This is a genomic window from uncultured Sulfitobacter sp. (assembly GCF_947499945.1).
Taxonomy (GTDB): Bacteria; Pseudomonadota; Alphaproteobacteria; order Rhodobacterales; family Rhodobacteraceae; genus Sulfitobacter.
In genome coordinates, this window is sequence record NZ_CANMQD010000005.1 from 39,177 (window position 1) to 62,725 (window position 23,549).

General features: G+C 52.0%; 19 protein-coding genes. 16 read left to right on the top strand and 3 right to left on the bottom strand.

Going from position 1 to position 23,549, the window contains the following annotated elements:
• Positions 1 to 24 precede the first annotated feature (24 nt).
• The 4 genes from Q0775_RS17200 to Q0775_RS17215 all read left to right on the top strand — a co-directional run bounded on the left by Q0775_RS17200 (position 25) and on the right by Q0775_RS17215 (position 8,622).
• Positions 25 to 1,761, top strand: a complete 1,737-nt coding sequence (locus Q0775_RS17200) for a type I secretion system permease/ATPase (protein ID WP_298863873.1) — start codon at positions 25 to 27, stop codon at positions 1,759 to 1,761.
• The gene (locus tag Q0775_RS17205; protein ID WP_298863874.1) at positions 1,758 to 3,062 is read left to right on the top strand and encodes an HlyD family type I secretion periplasmic adaptor subunit; all 1,305 of its coding nucleotides are present in this window, start codon (positions 1,758 to 1,760) and stop codon (positions 3,060 to 3,062) included. The genes Q0775_RS17200 and Q0775_RS17205 overlap by 4 nt, the downstream gene beginning before the upstream one ends.
• 1,244 nt (positions 3,063 to 4,306) lie before the next feature.
• On the top strand, positions 4,307 to 6,193 hold the full coding sequence (locus Q0775_RS17210; protein ID WP_298863877.1) for a hypothetical protein: 1,887 nt from the start codon (positions 4,307 to 4,309) through the stop codon (positions 6,191 to 6,193).
• Positions 6,190 to 8,622, top strand: coding sequence for a hypothetical protein (locus Q0775_RS17215; protein ID WP_298863880.1), 2,433 nt, complete (start codon positions 6,190 to 6,192; stop codon positions 8,620 to 8,622). The genes Q0775_RS17210 and Q0775_RS17215 overlap by 4 nt, the downstream gene beginning before the upstream one ends.
• A 70-nt stretch (positions 8,623 to 8,692) precedes the next feature.
• Here the strand turns inward: Q0775_RS17215 and Q0775_RS20015 are convergent, their stop codons facing one another.
• Entirely contained in the window at positions 8,693 to 9,046 is a 354-nt protein-coding gene (locus Q0775_RS20015; RefSeq protein ID WP_366863713.1) for an SH3 domain-containing protein, read from the bottom strand.
• Positions 9,047 to 9,608: 562 nt separating this feature from the next.
• On the opposite strand from Q0775_RS20015, the gene Q0775_RS17220 reads away from it, so the two are divergent.
• The 8 genes from Q0775_RS17220 to Q0775_RS20020 all read left to right on the top strand — a co-directional run bounded on the left by Q0775_RS17220 (position 9,609) and on the right by Q0775_RS20020 (position 14,182).
• Positions 9,609 to 9,824: a hypothetical protein gene (locus Q0775_RS17220; protein WP_298863884.1), complete on the top strand. Its 216-nt coding sequence runs from the start codon at positions 9,609 to 9,611 to the stop codon at positions 9,822 to 9,824.
• Positions 9,825 to 10,495: 671 nt separating this feature from the next.
• Entirely contained in the window at positions 10,496 to 11,017 is a 522-nt protein-coding gene (locus tag Q0775_RS17225) for a hypothetical protein (protein ID WP_298863887.1), read from the top strand.
• A complete protein-coding gene (locus Q0775_RS17230; RefSeq protein ID WP_298863892.1) occupies positions 10,993 to 11,238 on the top strand; it encodes a hypothetical protein in 246 nt (81 codons plus the stop codon). Before Q0775_RS17225 ends, Q0775_RS17230 begins: the two co-directional genes overlap by 25 nt.
• A 21-nt stretch (positions 11,239 to 11,259) precedes the next feature.
• Positions 11,260 to 11,715 (top strand): hypothetical protein, encoded by a 456-nt coding sequence (locus Q0775_RS17235; protein WP_298863893.1) that lies wholly within the window; start codon positions 11,260 to 11,262, stop codon positions 11,713 to 11,715.
• Positions 11,716 to 12,377: 662 nt separating this feature from the next.
• Positions 12,378 to 12,650: a hypothetical protein gene (locus Q0775_RS17240; protein WP_298863896.1), complete on the top strand. Its 273-nt coding sequence runs from the start codon at positions 12,378 to 12,380 to the stop codon at positions 12,648 to 12,650.
• Between the two features lie 24 nt (positions 12,651 to 12,674).
• The gene (locus Q0775_RS17245; protein WP_298863898.1) at positions 12,675 to 12,989 is read left to right on the top strand and encodes a tetratricopeptide repeat protein; all 315 of its coding nucleotides are present in this window, start codon (positions 12,675 to 12,677) and stop codon (positions 12,987 to 12,989) included.
• Complete coding sequence (locus tag Q0775_RS17250) at positions 12,980 to 13,123, top strand: hypothetical protein (RefSeq protein WP_298863901.1); 144 nt, start codon at positions 12,980 to 12,982, stop codon at positions 13,121 to 13,123. Before Q0775_RS17245 ends, Q0775_RS17250 begins: the two co-directional genes overlap by 10 nt.
• 951 nt (positions 13,124 to 14,074) lie before the next feature.
• Positions 14,075 to 14,182, top strand: a complete 108-nt coding sequence (locus tag Q0775_RS20020) for a peptidoglycan-binding protein (protein ID WP_366863714.1) — start codon at positions 14,075 to 14,077, stop codon at positions 14,180 to 14,182.
• Positions 14,183 to 14,399: 217 nt separating this feature from the next.
• On the opposite strand, the gene Q0775_RS17255 is transcribed toward Q0775_RS20020, so the two are convergent.
• Both Q0775_RS17255 and Q0775_RS17260 read right to left on the bottom strand, forming a co-directional pair.
• Positions 14,400 to 15,440, bottom strand: a complete 1,041-nt coding sequence (locus Q0775_RS17255; protein WP_298863904.1) for a hypothetical protein — start codon at positions 15,438 to 15,440, stop codon at positions 14,400 to 14,402.
• 628 nt (positions 15,441 to 16,068) lie between these two features.
• The gene (locus Q0775_RS17260; RefSeq protein ID WP_298863907.1) at positions 16,069 to 17,250 is read right to left on the bottom strand and encodes a hypothetical protein; all 1,182 of its coding nucleotides are present in this window, start codon (positions 17,248 to 17,250) and stop codon (positions 16,069 to 16,071) included.
• 142 nt (positions 17,251 to 17,392) lie between these two features.
• Here Q0775_RS17260 and Q0775_RS17265 point away from each other — a divergent pair, with 142 nt between their 5' ends.
• From Q0775_RS17265 to Q0775_RS17280, 4 genes are all read left to right on the top strand, one after another.
• The gene (locus Q0775_RS17265; protein WP_298863908.1) at positions 17,393 to 18,232 is read left to right on the top strand and encodes a universal stress protein; all 840 of its coding nucleotides are present in this window, start codon (positions 17,393 to 17,395) and stop codon (positions 18,230 to 18,232) included.
• 778 nt (positions 18,233 to 19,010) lie between these two features.
• Positions 19,011 to 21,479 (top strand): Lon protease family protein, encoded by a 2,469-nt coding sequence (locus Q0775_RS17270; protein WP_298863910.1) that lies wholly within the window; start codon positions 19,011 to 19,013, stop codon positions 21,477 to 21,479.
• Positions 21,476 to 22,258, top strand: a complete 783-nt coding sequence (locus Q0775_RS17275) for a hypothetical protein (protein ID WP_298863912.1) — start codon at positions 21,476 to 21,478, stop codon at positions 22,256 to 22,258. Before Q0775_RS17270 ends, Q0775_RS17275 begins: the two co-directional genes overlap by 4 nt.
• Entirely contained in the window at positions 22,255 to 23,499 is a 1,245-nt protein-coding gene (locus Q0775_RS17280) for an amino acid permease (protein WP_298863914.1), read from the top strand. The genes Q0775_RS17275 and Q0775_RS17280 overlap by 4 nt, the downstream gene beginning before the upstream one ends.
• Positions 23,500 to 23,549: the final 50 nt, after the last annotated feature.

A 23,549-nucleotide genomic window follows, 5' to 3' on the forward strand; every position in this document is an offset into this window, starting at 1 on the left:
GGAACACTAGCGATAGGTTGGCCCGTGAACAAAGCAAGACAAGAGCGTAAAACCGTCTATTCGCAGGCGGTGCAAGGGCTGCGCGGTTCGTTCATTGTAGTGGCGCTGTTTAGTGCTGCGGTCAACATTCTGATGCTGACAGGCCCGATGTTCATGTTGCAGGTGTATGATCGCGTGTTGTCCAGCGGGTCGGTACCGACGTTGCAGGCGCTGTATCTTATCGTACTCGCACTGTTTGTATTCATGGGCATCTATGACTTTCTGCGCAATCGTATCCTATCGCGGGCTGCGTACCGTTTCGATCAGGCTGTGAGTGGTGATGCCTATGCGATTTGGCTTAGGGCCGCACTGGCAGATAAACCGATGCTCAGCCGCCCGTTGGCGGACCTTGCTGTAGTGCGCGGATTTTTGGCCAGCCCGCCAATGCTCGGGTTCTTTGATCTCCCTTGGATACCGCTCTATTTAGGAGTGACGTTTATTGTACATCCATGGCTTGGCTGGTTAGCTGTTGCCGGCGTTTGTGTGGTTCTTGTTCTTGCTCTGATGAACCAGGCCTTTAGCAAGGAACATATTGCCCGCGCCATGCAAATGGATGGGACCGAAAGCTTTTTCATCGAACAAAGCCGTCGTACAGCTGAGGCTGTTTTACCTATGGGCATGCGTCCAGGTGTCTCTGCGCGGTGGGCTGAAATGCATCGAGACGGGCTGGCGACGGGTCAAGTTGGTTCTGACCGTAGTCAGGGTTTTACTGCGATGTCCAAAGCGTTCCGCTTGTTCTTGCAGTCATCTCTTTTAGGACTGGGCGGCTACTTGGCACTCCAACAGGAAATCACAGCAGGGATGATTGTGGCCGCGTCAATCATCGCAGGGCGTGCATTGGCCCCGATTGATCAGGTTATCGGCCAGTGGGCGACTGTCGTGCGTGCGCGTGAGGCAAATAAGCGGCTCAAGCAGGTCTTTGCAGATGCGCCTACACCGAGACCCGTTATCGATTTACCTCCTGCCAACGGATATCTTGTCGTCAGCAATATCACCAAAAACGTTCCTGGGGCGCATGAGCGCGCGCCGATCCTTGACGTGGTTAACTTCCATCTTGAGCCAGGTGATGCACTTGGGGTGATCGGGCCTTCTGCATCTGGTAAAAGCACGCTGGCCCGCATCCTTGTTGGCGCGACGCTACCTGATGAAGGCAATGTGCGTCTTGACGGTGCGACCCTAGATCAATGGAGCGAAACAGCCCTTGGTCAGCAAATCGGGTATCTACCCCAAAAACTTGAACTGACAACAGGAACAGTGCGCGACAACATTGCCCGATTTGATCCCGAAGCGTCTGATGAAAAGGTGATTGAGGCTGCGCGGATGGCAGGTGTCCATGAAATGATCCTACAACTGCCTGATGGCTATGCCACGCAGTTATTTTACGATTCGAGCATTTTGTCTGGTGGGCAATTGCAACGTATTGGATTGGCCCGCGCCGTATACGGCATCCCACGATATGTAATAATGGATGAGCCAAATTCAAATCTGGATGCGGCAGGCGATGATGCCTTGTCCGACGCGATCTTGGCTTTGCGCGAGGCGGGGACAACCGTTGTTGTCATGGCCCATCGCCCAAGTGCTATCGCAGCGGTTAATAAGGTGCTGGTGCTGCATGGCGGACGTGTCGCTGAGTTTGGTCCTCGTGATGAGGTACTTAAAAAGGCGACCCGACCAAGAGCGGTGGCGGATAAAGCGGCCCAAACACAGGTGATCTCCCCATGACCGCAAAAGCTCCCCCGTTACGCGTCTCAATGCGCTGGCCTGGTTTGATCGGTGCGTTGGCATCTGTTGTTTTGTTCGTCGGTGGCGCCTTTTGGGCCTCCAACGCTGAGATAACGGGCGCTGTTATCGCTGCTGGTGCCGTTGAAGTGACAGGGCGAACCAAATCTGTCCAACACCTTGATGGCGGCATAGTGAAGACGATTTTAGTCGCCGAAGGAGATCCAGTAGAATATGGCGAACCGCTCATGCGGTTGGATGACACGACACTCAAAGCAAACTTGAGAATCTACAAATCCCGATTGTCTGAGGCCTTGGCACTACGCGACCGTTTGATTGCGGAACAGTTCGAGAGGCACGTTGTTGCCTTCTCCGATCCTGATCCGCTGGTCGATGCACAGGATGCTGTTTTACATCAAACAGGTCAGAACGAAATCTTTGAAGCACGCTTTGCACTTGAGCAGAGCCGCCAAGATCGACTGACCGAAAAAGCAGCCCAATTCCTTAATCAGATCGCTGGCGTTGAGGCCTTGATTGAAGCCAAGAACAAGCAAATGACCTATATCGAGGAAGAGATAGCCTCTATGGTCAAATTGAAGGATCAGGGACTAGCGCGTTCAAGTCAGTTACGTGGCTTGCAACGTTCGGAGGCCGAACTGTTGGGGCAGATTGCTGAACACCAGTCAGAGCTGGCGCGTATTAGAAATTCCATCCGCGACACCGAGATAGAACAACTTCAGGGCCGTCGTGAGATTAAGGAGCAGGTCGTAACAGAACTTCGTGAGACGTTCACTCAAATTGAAGAGTTGCGTCAGCAAATCCTTTCTACCAGTGTACAGTTGGACCGCATTGAAATTCGCGCACCCGCTTCGGGACGGATTCACGAGATGCAGTTCACGACGCTTGGCGGTGTTGTTCCCCCAGGAGGAACGATCTTGCAATTAATCCCGCGTGATGAAGGCTTTTCTTTTCTAACTCGCGTGGACCCAGCCGCCATTGATCAAGTCTACGTCGGTCAGAATGCCAATGTCCGTTTCCCGGCATTCAATCAGCGAACAACACCCGAGCTTAAGGGGCAGGTTAAAGATGTTTCTGCAACAACCTCGATGGATGAAGTAACGGGCATGACGTTCTACCGTGTAGAGATTGCGGTTTCCGAGGCGGAGCTTGCCCGTTTGGGAGATCAAACCTTGATCCCAGGAATGCCTGTTGAGGCGTATCTCACCACAACCCAGCGGACCGTGATGAGTTATCTCACCAAGCCACTTACCGATCAGATTGCCCAAGCATTCCGAGAAGAATGAGCTCTTGGGCCCAATGTCTTAAGATCCCTTTCGCGGGGCATCAAGGACTAATAACCGTTGACCGTAAGCTGTTGTCCATCTTAGCCTAATTGTCACCAATCCCCGCTAGCAGATCATCGATCAGTCCTTGCGTGCTGTGCACGAACTCCAAGCCGCGAGTAAACGCATTTGAACAGAGTGCTTGAAAGGGCGGGTCTTTGATGACCGCAATGAGCTTTTCCGTCACTGGCTTCGTGCTCTTATCCAAGTTTATCAGGATTACCGCGAAGTGACGTCGGTCTGCCGTAGCTTCTGTTTGAACAACATCATATTGCCTTTTCAATGCCCGAACCGAACGCGATGTGCGACATTGTGAGAGCGGAGCAGGATACTGACACCCCTTTGGAGTTTGAGTTGTCTACGCAATCGCCTTCGGCGACGGGCGACATAATGATTGGACAGATACAGGTCACCCCGCATGCCCTCTTTCGAGTAGATGTAGCGATGAGTTTTTCTAAGCAGAACCGCAGCTTTGCACGTTTTTGGATCATCCGATTGCCGATCTGCTTAGGCACCAAGCTACCCTTAACCCACTCGATCACACGCAAGATGATCCAACGTCATCTTTGCGTTCAGCAAGTCATCAATGGTTCGTCTCTCACGCAATCCTAACTCCGTGTGGCCCATCTTCCGTTCTCCTTGCTTTCCGGCAAGATAGGGGATTTTTCGCAACCCGATGTAGAATATGCTAGGTAAATACATTTAGATTTGTAATCAATCTTATGTAATATTTTTAGTCTTGTTTGCGATTTTTTCAGATTGCTTGGGAAATTCGATTTAAGTGCATATTCTAGCGATGAAATTCACGAAGAAAATATCCGACTTTGCTTACTCTAACGCTATGGGTCGGGATCAGACCATTGGATTACCCAGCTTTTACGAAACCATCGACATCGTCCAAAGGCGACTGGCGGGCGACTTGCTGCCAAGGCGCAATACTGCGGTCAACACCTTTGAAAAGCAATCCAAGCGTGTCCACACCAATATAATCACCAATTTTTTCCCGCATTCAACTTATCGCAACTTGGTAAACAGGCCAGCGATGTACCTTGGAGCAAAGCCACCGCGATACTGCCCACGATAGCGTCCGAAATGACGACAGATAACCTCAAACCAAACGCTTGATATTTCTCAAAGGTAACTTTCGCAGCGCGGTTTACCATTTAGGTGCAAGAGCTACGCCTTGCGAAATTTCGGAGGGGTTAATGTTCACCGTCAAATCAACTTTCAGGCGTCCCATGTGTATCATGGCGCTGTCGACTTTAGCATTGGCATCCCCCGTGTCTGCCGACGAGCGGTTCAAGAAAATTCTTATGATTACGGAGAACCAAGGTACCATCAACGAGAAGGTAGTCAAATTCAGGATTAAACGCGAAGTCAAAGAGCGCTTGGCGACGATGCGTAGTTTCGTCTCCGATAGAGGCTTGCGGCAGATGACGGATGCGCAGGTCGTGTCTAACCGCGAGGCCATGGAAAAAGCTGCTGCTGCTGAAGGGTGGAGCATGTTCAATCTTGGCTTCGGCTCTGGTGGCGCTGTTGGCACGATTGCGGAAAACACGTTGGAAATGGGCGGGCTGAATAATGTGAACAGCGCGATGACAAACCTTGGCCTGTTCATGACGGTTTGGCAGGTCAACATTGATCTTTGTTCAGGTGACAATGAATCGGCTGGGATCAATGCCTATAAAGGCATTATGGGTTTTGCCATCGGCAAATGGGGTAGCGCGGCGCTTCAGGTCGGCAATGTGGCGACCTTCGTGATTGACGTTGCATTGCAGGAGTTTGGTAAGGGTGCGTGGTTGGCCCGTACAGATGCCTGGCGTCAGGTCTACACCAAGTATTACCGCGAGCTTGAGGCGAACGCAGAGGCAGGTGAATACGGTGTGCAACCGCTCTGGACGGAATCAAAAGAGAAAAAACTTGAACGTATTAAGGGCCAGACAGAGGGCGGACGAACGATCAACGACTGGAAATTCCTGCTCGATTATTACCGCCAGAACGCACACACTTCTGCTGGCTTTAACGGCACGGTTCTAAACGAGATCGACCACTATGTCGGGCGATTCTGGAACAGCAGAGATTTCCTTCAGGACGCCAGTGATATCGACGCTAGCAGCTGGGGGCTTTCTCGCGGAGGTAGCATCAACGATGAGATCAAGAAAAAGCTGGAAGACGAACACCGCGCCAAATTGATGGCCATGCTTGTCAAAAAGGTCTTTCCCGAGATCGCGCGGCGGGAGTGGTATCGCTCGCTTGAAGGTGTTGTACAGGACCTGAACAACAAAACGCGCAACGAACTGAATGATGTGATCCGTATTGATATTGGTGCATTTGATCTGGTGGCCCCCGCCAAAATCATTTTGAAAAAGCCCAATGGCGGTCAATGGACAGGCAGCTTGCACCCGCAAAAGCCTCGAACATTGAAGATTACGAAACTGGCGATGCTTAAGGCAGGCTGGCCCAAGGAGATATCGCTTGAGCTGCCTGAAGGCACGCAGACGCGGCCGTTGGTGCCGGTGAACGACTATGTCGCTATATCGTTTGGCGAGCCCGTCACGCCAATGGTGATTGTCTACGACCGCGCTGAGACCCCATCGGTCTGCACAGTGAACACAATCCCGCCTGAGGGCGAAAGCACCACCCGCACGGAAACGCGCCCTGCCCCCACAAGCGATCTTGATATCGCGACTTACCCTGTCGGAGGGGTATCAGATTATTCGCTGGCTTTGGTGATGGGTGACTTCGACGGTCAAGAGTGGCGTGGCGCCTCTCCGGGTGCGATGGGTGCCGGCAACACCAGCATGGTTTTTACCACGCCGCGCTATGAAGATATCTCAAAGATATCAGACTGCGAAGGCGGTTTTCTGGTGGGCGACGCCCTTTCGCAGGCGCAATGCAAGGTGGAGCGCCGCATCGATACCGAAGACGACACAGGCGCACGCGTCGAAACCCGCTGCATTTCGGATATGACCATCAAGGTAAAAGGCGGCTACATCACGATGGGCGAAAAAATGACATACGTTCCGCTTGATGGCGCAACAGGTGCAATGCTGCGCAGCGTTTTGAAAAAAGGGTTGGAAAATCTAAAATGAACAAGATGATGAAACCGCTTTCTCTTCCCCTCCTAACAGCACTTCTGATGGCTCCAGCATTGAGTTGCTATGGGCAGGGCCTCCAGCCGAGGATTGATGAACTCGCAGCAGGAATGGATGATTTTGCCCCGTCTGTCGAGGAGCTCCCGCTTGACGAAATTGCAGATGACTTTGGCGCGCCCGACGCTGTTGCCAGCGACCCGTCCGTGGCCAACCCAAGCATTCCGGCAATAACACAGCCCAAATCTGAACTGCCCAAGACAACTGTCGTAATCATCCCTGAAGGCTGGACAGAATACAGCTTGCTTGGCCTCACGTTCGCCGCCCCCGCTGAGTGGCAACGGCTTACCGAACCGGACGATACGTATAATTTGGCCGTTGGCGACTTTAACATGAAGGAAAGACGCGGCGTTGGCGTGGTACTTGACACTGTCAATGCGAACACCGTCGATGAATTTGAAGATGAAATGGACGACCTGCCAGAAACGGCGGGAAAGGATATGGGTGTTGATCTGACTGGTGCCAAGACCGGTTTGACCTATCCAGACCCGATCATCGCCCATGACGGGACCCGCCTGCTGCGCAAAAGGTCCGTGTTGCGCAAAGATGACTTCTTTATTCTTGCTGAGCTTATTTACAAAGAAGACCTCAACGACAGAGGCCGTACGGATACGCTTATGATCACGTCGATTAACCTGCCCGAGGCAGATGTTATCCCGATCATCGAACAGCTGGTTGGCACCATCGGACTGGCTGCGGCGCCAGAGCCGGAGGCACAGACCGGTGTCGACGGTCTTGTTCAATATTCAATGCCACTGCCCAAAGGGTGGACCCGCCAGTTTAACTCCGCTGATGCGTTGAATTTCATTACGTCCCCCACCATCAGCGCCTCGCTGAGCGTTGAGACAGGTTACCGAGCACGCACAGATTGGAAGAATGACGACAAGTACGAAACTCCCCCATCGGTGACACGCGGCGAGATATTCGGCCACCCCGCAACCATCAAGTCTGGGCTGAGCAAAGACCCTCATTGGATGGACGGCTATAAGCCGGCCAAAGCGATTTATGCCACGTATCTGTTGGATCAGTGTCTCGCCGATGGGGACACAATTATCGTCCGTCATGCTGCAACCGAAAAATGGCTTGCAAGCAATGGTTTTGAGAGCCTGATGGCCTCGATGAGCCTCACCCTGCCAGAAGATGCGATTGCATGCCCAACCCAGACCGCGCAAAAAGCGCCTCAGTCGGTGACGGCATCCGGCTGGACGGGCTATACTAACAGCCGCTTTGGGACTTCAGTCCAATATCCGACCTCGCATTTCGCCCCCGACAAAAGGCCGCCAACCAATGGCGATGGCCGAAGCTTTGTCGGTGATGCTGGTGCGGAGATGCTGGTATGGGGGGGACAGAACGCACTTGAGCAGACGACCAGTCAAATCATGAACGATATCCTTGCCAACTATGCAGGGTCCGAGGTCCTGATCCAAGAAGTGGCAGAGCAGGGATTTACGCTCAAACTACGCAACAATGGACAGGTTTTGGAGCAGCGCACGATTCGTGGGGTAGACGATGTGCTGCACAACGTGCGCGTGCTTTATCCCGTCGGGCAAGAGCTCAACTTTGAGCCCGTTGCTCAGAAAGTCATCGGATCGTTGGCCATCGTGGCAGCCACACAACAGCAAACAACACAATCGGCACCCACGACGGATATGGAGCAGGCGTTTTGGGCCAGCATTGAAGACAGCGTGCAAGCAGCGAGCTTTGAGGCCTACCTAGAGCAGTTCCCAAACGGGGTTTATGCTGACACGGCGCGCCAACGGATTACAGAGATGACGGCCCCCTCTCCCAAGCCTGATACAAATGTCGAACTGACATTCTGGCAGTCTATTCAGGACGCAAGTGATCCGGCGATGTTCCAAGCATATCTTGACCAGTGGCCAGACGGCACATTTGCGGTCCTTGCACAACTCAATATTAAACGATTGACCGCCGTGGCTACGGCTCCAAACGTGCAGCCCGCACCAAAAGCGGCTCCTGTGCCACAACCAGCGCCACGCACACGGAACTACTATACGCCCGCTCGCAGCACTGCGGAGCGAAAAGCTGTAATGAATACCGCGCGGGAACCGATGCTTCGAGAACTTCAGCAAAAAGTGATCTTCTTGGTCAAGGAACTCCGGACTGATGGCGAGTGGTACTTTCTGATGGCAGAGCCGCTTCAGCCTAATGGCAATAAGCTGGATTGGTATTCCACCCCCTATGCCAACGACTGGGCCAATGATGCGATGAGCGATCTCGTGATGGTGCTTATGCATCGGCAAGGGAATAACTGGCAGGTGGTCGACTACGTCATCGGACCGACAGATGTTCACTGGTACAGCTGGATTGATCAGTACAATCTGCCAGAAAGGCTTTTCAATCCGAGATGATCCCCTTGGATTGATTAAAGGTGATGAGCGTTTGGACATCAGCCGAACAAGTTTTGTTGCAGGTCGCCCCTCAGGGCGCGGTTCCTTCAGCGAGGAACCGCCCGGCAACCCACCCTTTTATGCCGGCATAGTAAATCTTGCACCAGACGCGTTTTTGCGCAGCCTTTCGTTGCGAGGGCGTTGCGGCCTGCCATTCGACATAGCTCATTCTGCCAATGCATCCGAAATTTTGAACGCCACCTCCGTTGGGTGGAATCTCTCCAATCTTGGCGGACTTATGAGTCGGTCGGCTGCGTATGTTGAGAACATCATCCCACGCAACGCCAACCACTTTGAAATAGTCAGGCCCCGATGCGTCCGCCCCCGCGATCACCGGTTGAAGACACGCAACCGCGAGTGCGAACAAAACACCTTTGGAATTCATGTTAAATCCTCCTCATTTTAATTGAGTCCCTGTCTCTTCAACTCAAGCTCGCGCTCGTAGTCAACATCTTGCGAAATATAGTTAACGCGGATGTCTCGATACTTTGCCCTATGATACATCATCGAGGATATGGATCATGAGAAACCCGTATTTTGCTAGCTCAGGCAAATCGACAAACACAATTCCCGAATGACCAGGTATTCGAACGCGGGTCGAAGAACCGTATGGGGTTAATACCTGTATATTTCTTGCGCGCCCGTTGTTGCGAAAGACCTTGACCGGTTTTCCTATCATTCCTTGAAGCAGAACAAACCGCTGACTCTCAGTTTGGTTTGAAAGTTGCCAGTTGGTAGTGAGGCCGCTTCGCAAGCTCAACGCACCGCCATATGCGCCTCAGATGTTCTGAACCCCGTTACGTAACCCGATCTGCAACCTTTTGTGGCGTTTGATTTGGATCATATTTGATGCCGATGTCACGCATAGGATCAATGTTCATAATTGCTCAAGTCGCATTCAAAAGCGCTAGATCGGTTTTCGGGCAGTCGTCTCGAGTGGTGTTTCGATGATTGGTTTTCGCTTTGCACTCTCATTGTTTCCGGCCCTTTCCTATCTAGTTTTCGCCATACTCACAATGCTTGGTGCATCCTTCGCTCAGACGGGATCTGGCGTCGGCTATGAGCCGGACTATGATTTTGAGAACAAAATAGGGTCACTCAAAGAGGACGAGAATTTTTATTGCCTGCCGAAAGACCGTCCGATCCTGACCGACCCGTTTTGAGTACAGACGATGAGCAAAGCCTATGATGCTTGCATCACTGACATTGTGATCTAATACGCTGTCAGAATACATAGTACTCGGTGCAGGGTCTCTCTCACCTGCGGGTGCGTATAGCATCCCGTATACCTTTGATAAGTTGAGGTCTGACGGGGTCAAATGCCTGATGAAAGCATATGTAAATTCATCCAACGGTCCAACTGACGAAGAGAAATCCAGATGCAATCAAGCCATCGATAAAGGGTTCGAGATTAAGGATTGGATGAGTTTCGTTGGCGGTATTCCAGAGTTCACAAACGCAACGAATACAAAGGAAGCTGCTAAGGCGTTTACTGAATTCAGATTTTCAAGGATGGAAAGAACTGGGGGGGTTGGGAGACTTTACTGACTCTACAGGCCAGCCAGCGATTGGTGAGGACAACGCGCTGATTATGGAGGAGCTAAAACCCTATGAGCGGCGCAATTGAACTCCCGCTACTTTGGCCCAAGTCGAACTTGCAAGTTCTGAACGGTTTTAAAGGAGTGCCGTTTTCCTGAGGCCGCGTAAGCACTTCATAAAAAACGGCAATTTGCACAAAAGGTGTTTTGGGTACTTGGGCAACCCTTTCGTATCGAGGAGCAAGAATTGGTTTCGAATATATACTTGCACTACAATGCTGTCGAAGCAGATATAATTGGGGAATCTCCAGCCAAAGTTCATATTAAAAACGCGCGAAGGTGCCAAAAGAAAATTATTGAGAACGAGAAGAAAGCATTGGAGAGTTACGTCGCAAACTATTTTTTTGCTTGAACCTGATCCAAGTAGCGCCACCAGATGCAACGTTTCAAGAAACCACTTCAAGGACGCGCAAAAGGAAGCTTGGGGGCGAGAATTCAAGCTCGAGTGGAACGCCACTGACTACAACAGCGAACTTTCCACCCTGTGGAATGCGATCTCCTTCGCACAGTCTTCAAGTGGAAAACGCTATTTTGATATCTGCAATGCCATCACCAAACTGCAAAATGACTTGAGGGCGAGGTACCTCAAAGACTTTACAGGCGACAGTTGGCGCGAGCTGGACGAAATTCGTGCGCTTCGCAGTAATTGTAAGACCGACGAAGCCAACCGCGCTTCAGAAGCCTTGCGTGCGGAGATAGCGCGCTATCCAATCGTCCTAATGATCGGAGGAGCATGCCAGAGATCCCGCAGCCTATGATCAACGACGTGTTGGCCGAACCGCCTGTCCCCGATCAGTATAAAAAAACGAATGTCCCGCGTGGCATCATCGGTGAACCTTTGAAAAATGCTGTTCTCATGCTGGATAGGGCGATGCTGTTGCTCAAAGGCAGCCCGGACAAGGTAACGCCGATGGAAGGCGGTATTCCCGGTACTGTCATCGCCAACCTGCCTATTCTTGGTGCGAGCGTAGAACGCTAGAGTGAAGTAGAACTGACAGTTTTGGGTGAGTTCCCAGAAGAAACCGCTGCGGGGGGGCCTGTCGTCATACCTTCGCCATTGGTTGGTGAACCCGAGGCCACTTCAGTATCAACCTTGCTCGGCGCAGGGCTTGTCGCGGCAAAGGGGGGACCTCTACCAGCGGACGAAATCGACATGCTGACTGGAAAAATGCATTCCACCAATCCACGGGGCACCGCCGTCAAACTGTTCTTCTATCCGCCCCTGCCCGAAGAAATTGGCAATGTGCGCGAAATTCCAGATAGGGTTGGCGAAACCCCTGACCAAGCGAGACGTATACTTGCCGGTAAGAGCGAGGAGCCGTTCTTTACGATTGCGGCAGTTGTCGAGAAAGAGGTGACTCCAGAAGGGGAACGCCTTAACAGGGTCTACGCGACAATCCCTGAAATTGGCCGTATGGAATTGCGTGGCACGGCGTCACGCTCCACGTCTAAATAGAGCTTCAACAGGTTTCGACAGAGGCCACCAGCGACACAAATACCGCAATCGTTACGAATGCTGGCGACGGTATTTCTGCGCAGTGGATCGGAACATGGCAATTCAATCCTATCTTATCTGACACAGGGCGAGCCGCGAACGAAGACAGCTTTTCGGTCACCTTTTTCTAAGCGAGCGGCGGGCTATGTGTGGAATTCAACAAGGCGCCTTTTCCACAACGTATCCTATCCTACAGCAGAGTTGAGTTAGCCTTTAACGACATATTACGCAAAGTAGCGCAAGGATCCGTTTGCAGCGTGAACATCCCATCCAATCAGAGAACCTATTCGGACGAAGGCCTGTATTTTGTCCGATGAATGTATCGAGCTTGGTATCTGACGCAAGAGGGCGACACCTGTGTGGTACATTGGGCGAGCATCTACGCTTCTGGATCAAAAAATATTGAGCAAAAGCTGAACGAGCGACTGGCGCGCGGGCCGATATGCTTCAAGTGTCGCAAGATTGACGAAAGCTAGACGTGGTCCTGTTCTCACTGCAATTCTGGCACAAATCCGCCCCTCGCAAGCGACACCTCTATTGACTGTCTTCCGTGCCCAAAACTACCCGAAGGGCACGGGTATAATCAAATTTTTCTATGCGAGATTATTACGGAAGACCCCAAAATGAGATGCCACATTACCCTTGCAGCGGTTTTGCCTCTAATGCTTTGGATCGGACAGGTCGAAAGCCTTTATGCCGATGAGGTAGAGGGGCTCATTTCTGGCGTTGATGTGCAATCGATGGTCGACAGCCGCCTGCCAACGGGAGCACTGTTTGTACTCGGCCATGTCGTGGACATTCTGGCCGAGACCCCCGACCTTGGCCCATCACAATCACAAATAAATGGGCCGCGACAACCGCCGCCGATGGAACGCCATCAAGTGTACCACAAGTAGGATACCTCGCCCGCATTATAACTGATGCTGATGCCATCACTGCACTTGAGCCTGTATCTGACAGCGCTCGAGGCATTGCAGTCGCCAACCGCCTCTAACACCGGTTATGGTGCGGAGCTTCTGCGTCAATCAGCTGATATGGATTATGCCCCTGCCATGACAGATCTGGGCGCACTCTATAGTATTACCCGTGGTGTGCCCCGCGACGACAACATCGCCCGTGACTGGCAGCTTCGCGCGGCAGAGCAAGGCAACCCTACGGCATTTTTTCGCCTTGGTCTGATGTACTACGCAGGACGCGGCGTTCCGACGGATGATATTGAGGCCGCATGTGGATGAAAAAGGCGGCGGCGCAAGGTCACACAACTGCGATGTTTGTCTTGGCGATGCTGCACGAGGATGGTGTTGGCGTATCCAAAAGCATGGTTGAAATGGTGCGTTGGTTTGAAGCGGTTGCGCAGCAGGGGCACTGAATCCAAGTTCTTTTGGGGCCATATCTATGCGGAAGGCGAAGATGAGATAATCGAAAAAGATGAGGAAAAATCCGAAGAATCGTGGCTCGATGCAGCCAATGCCGGACATGGCGGCGCAATGCAGGCGCTTAGTGATTGTTACAAAGACAAGTCCGACCAAAGGGCCACAAAGTGGGCTGCCGCTGCACAAGCCAACCCATACACGGAAATTGACATGCAAGACGTCCTTTGGCTGAGTGAATGGGAATGCTATGTCCCCGTAAAATCTTCGTTGCAGCCTGATCCTGCCCTGATGCCGTCACCAGAACCTACGGGCATTGTCCCAACGGAGCGTACGGTGTGCGTGACTCATGTTGTGCAGGCTTGCGCCCGTCTTGCCGCTACTGCGTATGATACTGACCGGCCTGACAAAACCATGTTTGTAGAATACGTAAATTTGGACGGACAACGCGTCATTTCTGAATGGCCCGACCCACGGCGTTTTTTGTGCGCAAATCGCACGCGGGTATCGCAAAACCGGAAATTACGACGGAGCCTTTGAGACCGCCATGACTGGATCACAGCTTGGCAGCGCTCAGGCGATAGGATTTATCGGGGCGCTATAAAAGTTGGGTCGCCCGGTTCCTCAAAGTGAGAATGAGGCCTGCGATGGTTTGAAAAATATGGTCAGGCGGGAAACATTACCGGAATGCACTTCGCTGCGGGAATGCACCTTCATGGCAAGGGCGTTCCCTAATATCCGGTCGCAGCAGCCAATTGGTTCAAAGCCGCTGCAGACTTGGAGAGCACGCCAGCTTATGCCAATCTGGGAATCCATTACGACAACGGTGAAGGGCTGATGTACGATCCCGTAGAGGCCGCAGTAAATCTATTGATTAGCTTATCAACAGGTACTCCGCTCGCGCGTGAACAACTGCTCCAAAACCCTCAAAGACTACCAGACCGACACGGATCGAAGTTCAACGCATTCTTAGAGAAGACGGCCTTTACACGGGTGCGTTTGACGGGGATTTCGGTCCACAGACCACCCGAGCCTTACGTGCCAGAGTACAAAATTGATCAGTTTGCGTCTCATGGGTTAGATGTCAGATGAGGCCGGCAGTCGCCGATAATCTGTGCACGTCTCGTAATCCCGTCTTGGTGTCTCATATAAAGCAATTTTTGCCTGCTGGCGAATTCTGGCATTAAACAAGTTCGAACCAGATCGCAAAATCACGGCCATAGTCAAATGTGAATGTGCTCTTCCCAAAACACTCAAGACCTCTGGGTTACGCGTTCAGCGGACATAATAGTAGGCTGCTAAACTGGCGATAAAGGCAAAGAGAACAAGGATTGAATCAAGGCCGAACCTACCCATCCGCGGTTTGCGCCGCACAATAAGACCGATGAGATAGATTGCAGTCACAGTGATGCCAAACGCCAAGGCGAGGCTGACCATACGGGATGTGTTTTGCAAAATCGGCCCTGCCCGAAATAAAATGTCTGCGGGAAACACGAGCACTAGCATTATAAGGTTGCTACCAAATATATTGGAAATCGCCATCGTGTAGGCGCCGATGCGGACGGCTGCGATGCTGGTGCTCAGCTCGGGGAGTGATGTGGCGGCCGCTAGCAACGTCACCCCGATGAACCCTGTTCCAAGGCCAGATTTATCCGCAATACGTTCTGCAAAGAGAACCAGCATCAACCCAAAAACTAAAATGGCGATGCAGGCCGCGACAGCCTGCCAAATCAGGCTGTCATTACGCGCTTGCGCGATTCCCGTCGGCGCAGGGAAAGCAAGGGGCTCCGGATCAGGCAGATCAACGGGAACCCAGTCGCTACTGTCATTATAACGGCGCAACAACCAAATCGCGCCAACATAGATAACCGCGATGCAGATGCTTCCCAGTCCCACACCCGCCAACACCACTGTCTCACCCAGATTGGTGACGACTAAGGCGACAGACAATAGCAACACCAGCAAAGTCGCTTCAAGCGCGTGGTTTGCCTTACGCGGATAGTTGGTTATCGGACCCTTTGCCCAGAAATCGGCCATCGCAAGTATGGCAGTTTGCAATGCAATACCTCCGAAGAGGTTGTTCAGCACCAGATCGCGGGACTGTTGCAGAGCAGCACTCAGCGTTGTTGCGACTTCGGGCAATGACGTAGCAAGAGACAAGAGCAACAAGCCCACAAGCGATTTTGCAAGCTTGAAGCGATCAGCCAGCGCATCCGCGAGATACGCCAACCGCGCCCCTGCGATCCAGACACAGGCAGCACTTGCTGCAAAGAGTAGCAGGCTTTGTAAAAGGGAGGTTTCAGGAAACTGCATCATCGAGGTTTAGCAGCGATAGTGTGGCTATTTTTGACATGGCTCAATCGAAACGTACGGCACGGAGCCACGAAAAGTGAACAAAGCGTTTCTGGCATCGAAATGACTTCCCTGCTTTCGACAGACAGGCAAAACAACGGGATCAATGACACGGTGAATGATAAAGTGACAACTTGCCCATTACCTCTGGGTCGCATAGCGCGTCTGTTAGCGCCCCTCCGTCTTTACAAACTCGATTGCTGGCGACTGGGCGAGGCGGACACCAAGCTCAAATCGGCTCGTATTGCGTCCTTAAATACCATGGGTTGCAAAGTGATGTTGCCATTGTTGGGATGCCGCTTTGGAACACCAACACGAGTTAAATTGCCGACTTCAGGTAAAAGCGCGCCTATGTCTGCTCGCTCATATTCGCTTCCTATCCCGTTAATATCCTGCTGGCGTTTGGAAATGATCCTTTCGGTCATCTTCTGCTGGTGCACCCTGTTGCACGGTACAGAAAGGCGGAGCGTGTTGCTGTTGGAACATCAAACAAATCACTCCGCCAACTCATTTATCTATCTGCTGACGATATGAAAAACTTGGTCGGTTCCTTTCGAAACTCGGGCCACAACGACACTTTTCTTTTGTCAGATCAGTCTTCAATGGGTTTCATATCTACATCCAGCACAACATCAGGGGTGCCGATCAATGACTGGAATAAGGCGTTAGTCATTGCACCTATTCCCAAAAGGACCAACGTGTAATTGACCACCCAGCCCACAAAGGGGATGAAATTAAGCAGCGCCACACAAATGATCGAGGCGGCGAAAACCATCAGGCGCGCAATATTGCTCGGCTCCGGTGCACCACCCAACCCCGCCCACAACCGCATCGCAATACTGTAGGCACCCAGCGCATATCCAAGCGTCCAAGCGACGACGATTGCCAACAACACAACCGGAACAAAGGGCAGGCCCACAATTGTCAGAGATATAATAGGCACCATGCCAAACAACATCGATAAACCGATAACACCCAACAACAATGTCTGGCCCGGTGCGGCAGCGATGCTGCGGCGCATATGCGACAAACGCTTTGGCATAAAGCCAAGCATCAGGGCGCCGAGCACCAAAAAGAATAACAAAGAGACAACAAAGCCGAACAGGATCGAAGCAAAGGTGGGAAGGACTGGCATCTCATGCCCCAAATCATCCCACTCCTCCCATATATCACCACCTGACAAACGCTCGAACATCACACGTTCGGGACTCGCAACGCGCTCTGGCACCGACACCTTATCTTCAGTGCTGTACGTCAGGATGCCGCCAACCATAGCGTCAGGTCCAAATGAAAGCGTTTGCGCGAAAATACGGGCGTCACCGCTAATGGGCGCATTAAGGATCACGTCGCGTCCCATAATAGAAAGAGCGCCCTCAATAGGGCCTTCGACTGTGACAGAATTCCCCAGCAGGCGCGCATTGCCCAGTGTTGCAGAACTGCTTTGTGTGCGCAGAGAGAATGCAGCAGCAGTCAGGTCTTCGCCGATCTTGCTGCGAATGATTACGGTACCGCCTAGTGCATAGAGGTCTTTCGCAACATCAGTGTTGACTGACACATCGTACCCGCTGATATGCATGTCGCCTTGCGTGACACCGCCAACTGTCGCTGCGCGGCCCAAGACGAAAGCATCGCCTTCAGCCTCTATCGTCTGGTTGATTTGTGCGCCTGCTAAATATGAATCTCCGCCATTTTCGGCTGAAACCGTATCTGCAAAACATGTCGTCGACAGGCCCATTGCTGCGACTACGGCAATCACATTCAGAAAAGTAGCCATTGTTAAACTCCTTAATAAAAGCTGGATCACGCAATGACATACCATCCAGACGCAGAGCCCGATTGACGCTTATCAATCAGATCACAACGTCATCTGCTAAACATCATCCTGATCCGATCCAACGCATACGAAGGAATATCTCATGGAACCCAAGACAATACTTGTCTGTCTGACAACGCCGGAAAACACAGAAACCCTAATGAAAGCTGCGGTTCCTTTGGCGCGCAAACACAGCGCACACCTGATCGGTTTGCATACGATCGAGGCTATTCTGGTCTATCCGGGCATTGCAATGCACATCCCCGACCTTGCTTTTGCCGCTTTCAATCACAGCCAGAAGGAAGCATCAGAGGCGATCAAATCAGTCTTCACCAAGTACACGCAAAATGAGGATTTCGTCAGTGAATTCCGCTTGGTACGAGCCGAAGCCTCCTCAGCTGCAGAGCGGATGGTTGAATCCGCGCGGGCCGCTGATCTTGTCATCATGTCCCATCAGGACAAAAAGAATGATCGGTTTGACCAGCGCAATGCCCAAGCACAAGTTATCCGCGAGAGTGGCCGACCAGTGATTGTTGTTCCTTTGGGATACGACGGCCCAGAGATCGGAGCAAACGTGCTATTGGGATGGAGTGACACAAGAGAAGCGGCGCGCGCGGCACATGACTTGCTCGGCATTGCCGACCCTGGTGCCAACCTCACTGTCCTGCGCGTGGACAAGTCTTCCAAAGACATGCTCAAAGACAGCGACGCAATAGATGTCGTCGAAATGTTTGCACGCCACAATCTTAAGACAAAGTTGGAGCACCGAGAAACTGCGGGAAACAGCGTTGCAGAAACACTGGCGAACGCCGCCTTCGAAGCTGGTGCTGACCTCATTGCTACAGGAGCTTTTGGCCATTCACGTGCGTATGACTTTGTTCTGGGGGCCACCACATACACCCTTTTGCGAGATCAAAAGCTACCGGTCTTGTTCAGCAAGTAGACAAAGGCACAGCACCTGCAGCCCATATTGGCAAATAGTTCAACGTTCCTATGGGCCGTCTTGTGTGGAAAGAGTGGAGGGGACTGTGCATTATGGACCCGCAAGCAAAAATGCTCGAATGTTTGCAAGTGAACTTTGCAATATTACGTGCGCAGTTCCAGACGAGCATTTCGGGTTACGCAACAATCTGACACGCCTACACTGGCTTATGTTGCTCTGATCTTTGCCGCCCAAATTCGAGTGCTCTGTATAAAAAATTCAGCGTTCCGAGCGGGCGCGTACAGATACTTCAAGCCCACTCAAAACACTGTAACGCACTCACGTCAGACAGGAAAATTCCCTTCGTCAAAAGGATCCTCAGGTGCATCTGTTGGTTCTATTATTTCTGGCACAGGAGGCTCTGTTTCTGGGTCCTCTGGCTGCGGCGACTCTGGCCCTGGGGGCTCCTGTATCGGGTCAACCGGCATCGGCACCTCCTCTGGAGGGTCACCTTGTGCAGATGATATATCTGAATGTGCCATTGTTCGTCCTTTCTCCTAAGACACTTTCTAATTAGTGCACTTCATAAGCGCTTGAATTGATCCCTATCAATCTCCGCTTCTTTCAAACATGAGACGCTCCTTGGAAAGCCCAACAGGAGTCCTGTGATGCTACCAACCCATCTAGTAATACTGACCTTCATGACTGGCCTGACACTGATATGCAGTGTCTTTTCCAGATCATCCAATAGCCGCTGGAATGGCGCTAAACGCCCCAAAATATCCGCAACGCGAAGGGTATGAGCGTGACAGGCAAAGCAAACAAGAAAAATGAACTGCCCCGTGGCCTGTCTGGCAAAAAGTTGCGCAAGACGTGCGATCCGAAAACGCTGGGCTTCGCGACGACCGCCTCCCTAAAACCTATGAAAGGCTTTGTTGGTCAGGACCGCGCAATAGAGGCAATAGAGCTTGCGGCAGGTATCGCGCACAAAGAATTCAATCTCTATGTCCTGGGCAACGAGGGCACAGGCAAGCACACGGCAGTTGCCCGTATTCTGACAGATGCAGCCAAAGGACGTCCAACGCCCTGCGATTGGGTCTATGTCAATAACTTTGACGCCCCCCACAAGCCGCACGCGATGCAAATGCCAACAGGAACTGCATCTGCTTTAAAGCTTGCAATGGAAGAATTGGTCGAAGATCTGGCCAATGAAATTCCTGCCCTGTTTGAGTCAGAAGAATACCAGACACAGCGCCGCGCTATTGAAGAAGAATTGGGTCAGCAACACGAAGAGCCCATCGCCGATTTTGCCGAAACAGCCCATGAGCAAAATGTAGCACTGCTCCGGACGCCCATGGGGTTCATGCTCTCTGCGCTTGTAGACGGCAAACCTATAAAGCCGGAGGCCTATGCCGCTTTAACACCAAAAGAGCGCGAAGCGATTGATGACAAGATTGCGGATTTACAGATCCAGTTGGCAGAAATCCTAAAACGTGCACCGCAACTTGAAAAAGAGCACCGTCTCCGCGTTGAAGAACTGCACGCCGCCATGGCGGAGCAGGCTGTTTCAGCTCGGATGCAAGAGGTACAATCACAGTTCAAAGATGTAGCTGATATCGTCAAATACTTGGATCAAGTACGCGACGACATGATTTCCAATGCTGATCTTTTCTTAATTTCTGCAAATAGATCCAATGACGGCCCCTTCCCAGAAGTTATCCGAAAGCACCATCAGGACCAGCATTTTCAAAGATATACTGTGAACATCATGATTTCGCGTACGGCAAGCCGGTCGACCGCGCCAGTCATTACCGAAGACCTACCATCGCTCGCACATCTCACTGGCCGGATCGAGCATGTTTCGGAAATGGGTACACTTTCGACCAACTTTACCTTGATCAAACCGGGTGCCTTACACCGCGCAAACGGCGGTTTTCTAATCCTTGATGCCAACCGGCTCCTCACCGAACCCTATGCATGGGAAACGCTCAAGCGGTGCCTGCAAAGCAAAGCGATATCAGTCACATCCCTCGCAGAGCGGCTCAGCCTATCATCGACAACGACTCTAGAGCCAGATCCCATCCCGCTGGATGTTCGTATCATTTTGATTGGCAACAGAAGACTGCATATGTTGTTGACGCAGCTTGATCCCGAGTTTTCCAAACTTTTTAAACTGCAGGCCGACTTTGAGGATGACCTTCCCCGCACTGCCAAAAACTCACGTGCGTTGGCGCGCATCATCGCCGGCTGCGTTGCACAACAAAACCTCAAACCCCTGACAGCAGCCGCAGTTGCAGCTCTGCTTGATCACGCTGTCCGGTTATCAGGAGACAGCACGAAACTTACGCTTGAGCTGGGCGCCCTTACGGATGTGGTTCAAGAAGCAGACTTTTATGCCACCACCCAGAAAAATAGCGTGGTGTCCGATGACGACATTGGCAAAGCAATCGCCCAATCCGTCCGTCGAGAGTCGCGGATAAAAGAGCGCATACAGGAGGCAGTCAACCAGAAGACGGTTCTCATTGATACAAAAGGGTTTGCTGTCGGTCAGATAAACGGTTTAGCAGTTGTTGGTATCGGCAAACATTATTTTGGCCGACCATCGCGGATCACCGCTCGCGTGCGCATGGGAGCGGCCAAGCTGGTCGATATCGAACGCGAGGTTGAGCTGGGTGGCCCGCTCCATTCAAAAGGCGTCCTTATTCTGGGTAGTTATCTCGCAACACATTACGCGCTTGATGTCCCGATGTCGCTGCATGCCAGTTTGGTGTTTGAGCAGAGTTATGGCGGTATAGACGGCGACAGCGCATCGTCGGCTGAGCTTTATGCGCTGCTGTCCGCATTGTCTGGCCTGCCGATCCGCCAAGGGCTGGCTGTTACAGGTTCCGTGAACCAGAATGGTGAAGTTCAGGCAATCGGCGGTGTAAATGAAAAGATCGAAGGCTTCTTTGATACCTGCAAAGCTCAAGGCCTTACCGGGGAACAAGGCGTCCTTATACCTGCCTCTAATGTGGGCAACCTTATGCTACGCCAAGATGTTGTTGAAGCTGCGCAAACGGGTGCATTTCGCGTGCTGCCCATCAGAACAATTGATGAGGGCATTGAAGTGCTGACAGGGATGCAAGCAGGACGGCGCGGCCGCAACGGAGAGTTCCCCGAAACCAGCATCAATGGCAAAGTCGAAACACAACTGCGCGCCTATGCAGAAAACCGTCGCAGTTTTGGAGCTCAAAACGACAGCAGTGTCGACAAAAGTTTACCATTATGAACACAGTTTCCCAGCATGGCCTTCGAATTCTTGTGGGTGCGGGTTCCTTCGCAGACGCACGCGCTGCACTGCACCTTGTCCGCCATCTACAAGGAAACTTTTCCGCAGGACTTGGAGGGGTTTTGATCGAAGACGTTGACATGCTGAACACATGTCAAATTCCCGATCGGCGGATCATTCTTTCGAGTGGTACGACAGCGCGTGCCCCAAGCCTGTCAAAAATTCGCACACTCTTGCAAGCAGACGCACGCGCGTTTCGACACCTGCTCGCTCAGACGGCCGGACCACATGACACCAATTGGGCTTTCTCTCGCGAAGCGGGCGAGCTTGTATCCACGGCGCTGCATGCTGCACAGGGTTGGGACGTCTTGGTTCTGGGATATCGAAAAGCGCACAGTGCACCTGGCAAAATTGTGCTTTTGCAAACTTCGGCAGGCTCCAGTGAAAAAATCACCGAAGCATTCCGTAGGCTGTCAAAGAATATGCCCGATGCTTCGATTACCTTGTCAGTAGGTCCTGATGCCCCCCCCAACAGGCAAGTATCGAATTCCCACTACTATGAGACGTTTCCAGAAGCGATGGCAGCCCTAAGCCGCACGAATGCACGAGCACTTTTGGTTGATCTTGATAACAGCCCACTCCACGATCACAATGATCTGCTGCGTCTGCTTGAAGCTGCAAGATGCCCCATCATTATATTCCATCCGTCTCGCATGCCCGCTCTTCTGGCGCACAGCACCCAAATTCCGCCCACACAACAAAAACAGTCCGGGGAATGATGGACAGCACCACAAACATTGCGCCGAAGGCCACCCTATTGCGGGCCATTACACTGCCCCTGTTGGTATTTTACGGACTGGGCGTAACCATTGGTGCCGGCATCTATGTCCTTGTCGGTGCGACAGCAGCGCAGGCTGGCATCCATGCGCCAGTCTCTTTTCTGATGGCCGCAGTCGTCATGCTCTTTAGCGCAAGCAGTTTTAGCGAGCTTTCGGGGAGATACCCACACAGCGCAGGAGAAGCGGCTTATGTTGAAGCTGCGTTCAGACTTCCGTCTCTGACAATCATAACAGGAGGATTGATGCTTTTGGCGGCAACTGTATCGGCATCGGCGATTACTGTTGGATGCGCAGGATACGTGGCCACGCTGTTGCCTGTTCCATTGTGGGCGATTATCGTGGGGACTGTTTCATTGTCTGGCATAATCGCGGCATGGGGCATCGTAGAATCCGTCAGGTTTGCCGCAATTTTAACCTTGATCGAAATAGCAGGTCTATTCGTCGTTGTTGCTGCGGGAGTCTGGCATCAACCACAGGTCATATATGACGTGCCTTCGGTGTTTCCAGATATAACCGACACCACCGCACTCATAGCGATAGCGATGACAAGCTTGCTCGCCTTCTTTGCCTTTATCGGCTTCGATGGCATGGTGAATATCATTGAGGAGACCGAAAACCCTGCGCGAAACATGCCTTTGGGCATCTTCATCACATTAGCGATTGCGACACTCCTCTATTTCTCTGTCGCAACAATTGCCGTGCTGCTTTTGCCTCTCGAAGAACTGCGTCTATCTACTGCACCGATCAGCCTGCTTTTCGAGCGGTTTACAGGAATATCGCCGTTTGCAATCACACTCATCGCGATCGGCGCAACATTAAATGGTATCGTCATACAAACCATCCTTGCCTCCCGTATCCTCTATGGCATGGCAAACGTTGGTCGCATGCCAAAAGTACTGGCAAGACTCAACCAAAGTACACGCACGCCCTTGCTCGCAACAATTCTTGTTGCCGGATGCACATTGGTTTTTGCCCTCTTCTTCCCAATCGACATCCTTGCGGAACGCACCTCCCAAGTCGTGCTTGCAGTTTTTATCCTGATCAATCTATCGCTCTTGCGTATCAAATGGCGCGGTGATCCTGCACCAGAAGGCATATTCATCGCACCGATTATTATTCCCTTGATTGGTTTTCTCTCCTGTACCGCCATGCTTGTCGGGCCTTTATTATTCCCCAACTGACCACCAACAAAGTACGGATTTGACATCAATCAATACCGGACACCCGAACC

Excerpts from the sequence above, each read along its gene's own strand:
- Q0775_RS17280 (WP_298863914.1), top strand. The coding sequence starts at position 22,255 with ATGATGGACAGCACCACAAACATTGCGCCGAAGGCCACCCTATTGCGG.
- Q0775_RS17210 (WP_298863877.1), top strand. The coding sequence starts at position 4,307 with ATGTTCACCGTCAAATCAACTTTCAGGCGTCCCATGTGTATCATGGCG.
- Q0775_RS17220 (WP_298863884.1), top strand. The coding sequence starts at position 9,609 with ATGATTGGTTTTCGCTTTGCACTCTCATTGTTTCCGGCCCTTTCCTAT.
- Q0775_RS17230 (WP_298863892.1), top strand. The coding sequence starts at position 10,993 with ATGCCAGAGATCCCGCAGCCTATGATCAACGACGTGTTGGCCGAACCG.
- Q0775_RS17250 (WP_298863901.1), top strand. The coding sequence starts at position 12,980 with ATGTGGATGAAAAAGGCGGCGGCGCAAGGTCACACAACTGCGATGTTT.
- Q0775_RS17215 (WP_298863880.1), top strand. The coding sequence starts at position 6,190 with ATGAACAAGATGATGAAACCGCTTTCTCTTCCCCTCCTAACAGCACTT.
- Q0775_RS17245 (WP_298863898.1), top strand. The coding sequence starts at position 12,675 with ATGCTGATGCCATCACTGCACTTGAGCCTGTATCTGACAGCGCTCGAG.
- Q0775_RS17275 (WP_298863912.1), top strand. The coding sequence starts at position 21,476 with ATGAACACAGTTTCCCAGCATGGCCTTCGAATTCTTGTGGGTGCGGGT.
- Q0775_RS17255 (WP_298863904.1), bottom strand. The coding sequence starts at position 15,440 with ATGATGCAGTTTCCTGAAACCTCCCTTTTACAAAGCCTGCTACTCTTT.
- Q0775_RS17240 (WP_298863896.1), top strand. The coding sequence starts at position 12,378 with ATGAGATGCCACATTACCCTTGCAGCGGTTTTGCCTCTAATGCTTTGG.
- Q0775_RS17260 (WP_298863907.1), bottom strand. The coding sequence starts at position 17,250 with ATGGCTACTTTTCTGAATGTGATTGCCGTAGTCGCAGCAATGGGCCTG.
- Q0775_RS20015 (WP_366863713.1), bottom strand. The coding sequence starts at position 9,046 with ATGAATTCCAAAGGTGTTTTGTTCGCACTCGCGGTTGCGTGTCTTCAA.
- Q0775_RS17265 (WP_298863908.1), top strand. The coding sequence starts at position 17,393 with ATGGAACCCAAGACAATACTTGTCTGTCTGACAACGCCGGAAAACACA.
- Q0775_RS17205 (WP_298863874.1), top strand. The coding sequence starts at position 1,758 with ATGACCGCAAAAGCTCCCCCGTTACGCGTCTCAATGCGCTGGCCTGGT.
- Q0775_RS17270 (WP_298863910.1), top strand. The coding sequence starts at position 19,011 with ATGAGCGTGACAGGCAAAGCAAACAAGAAAAATGAACTGCCCCGTGGC.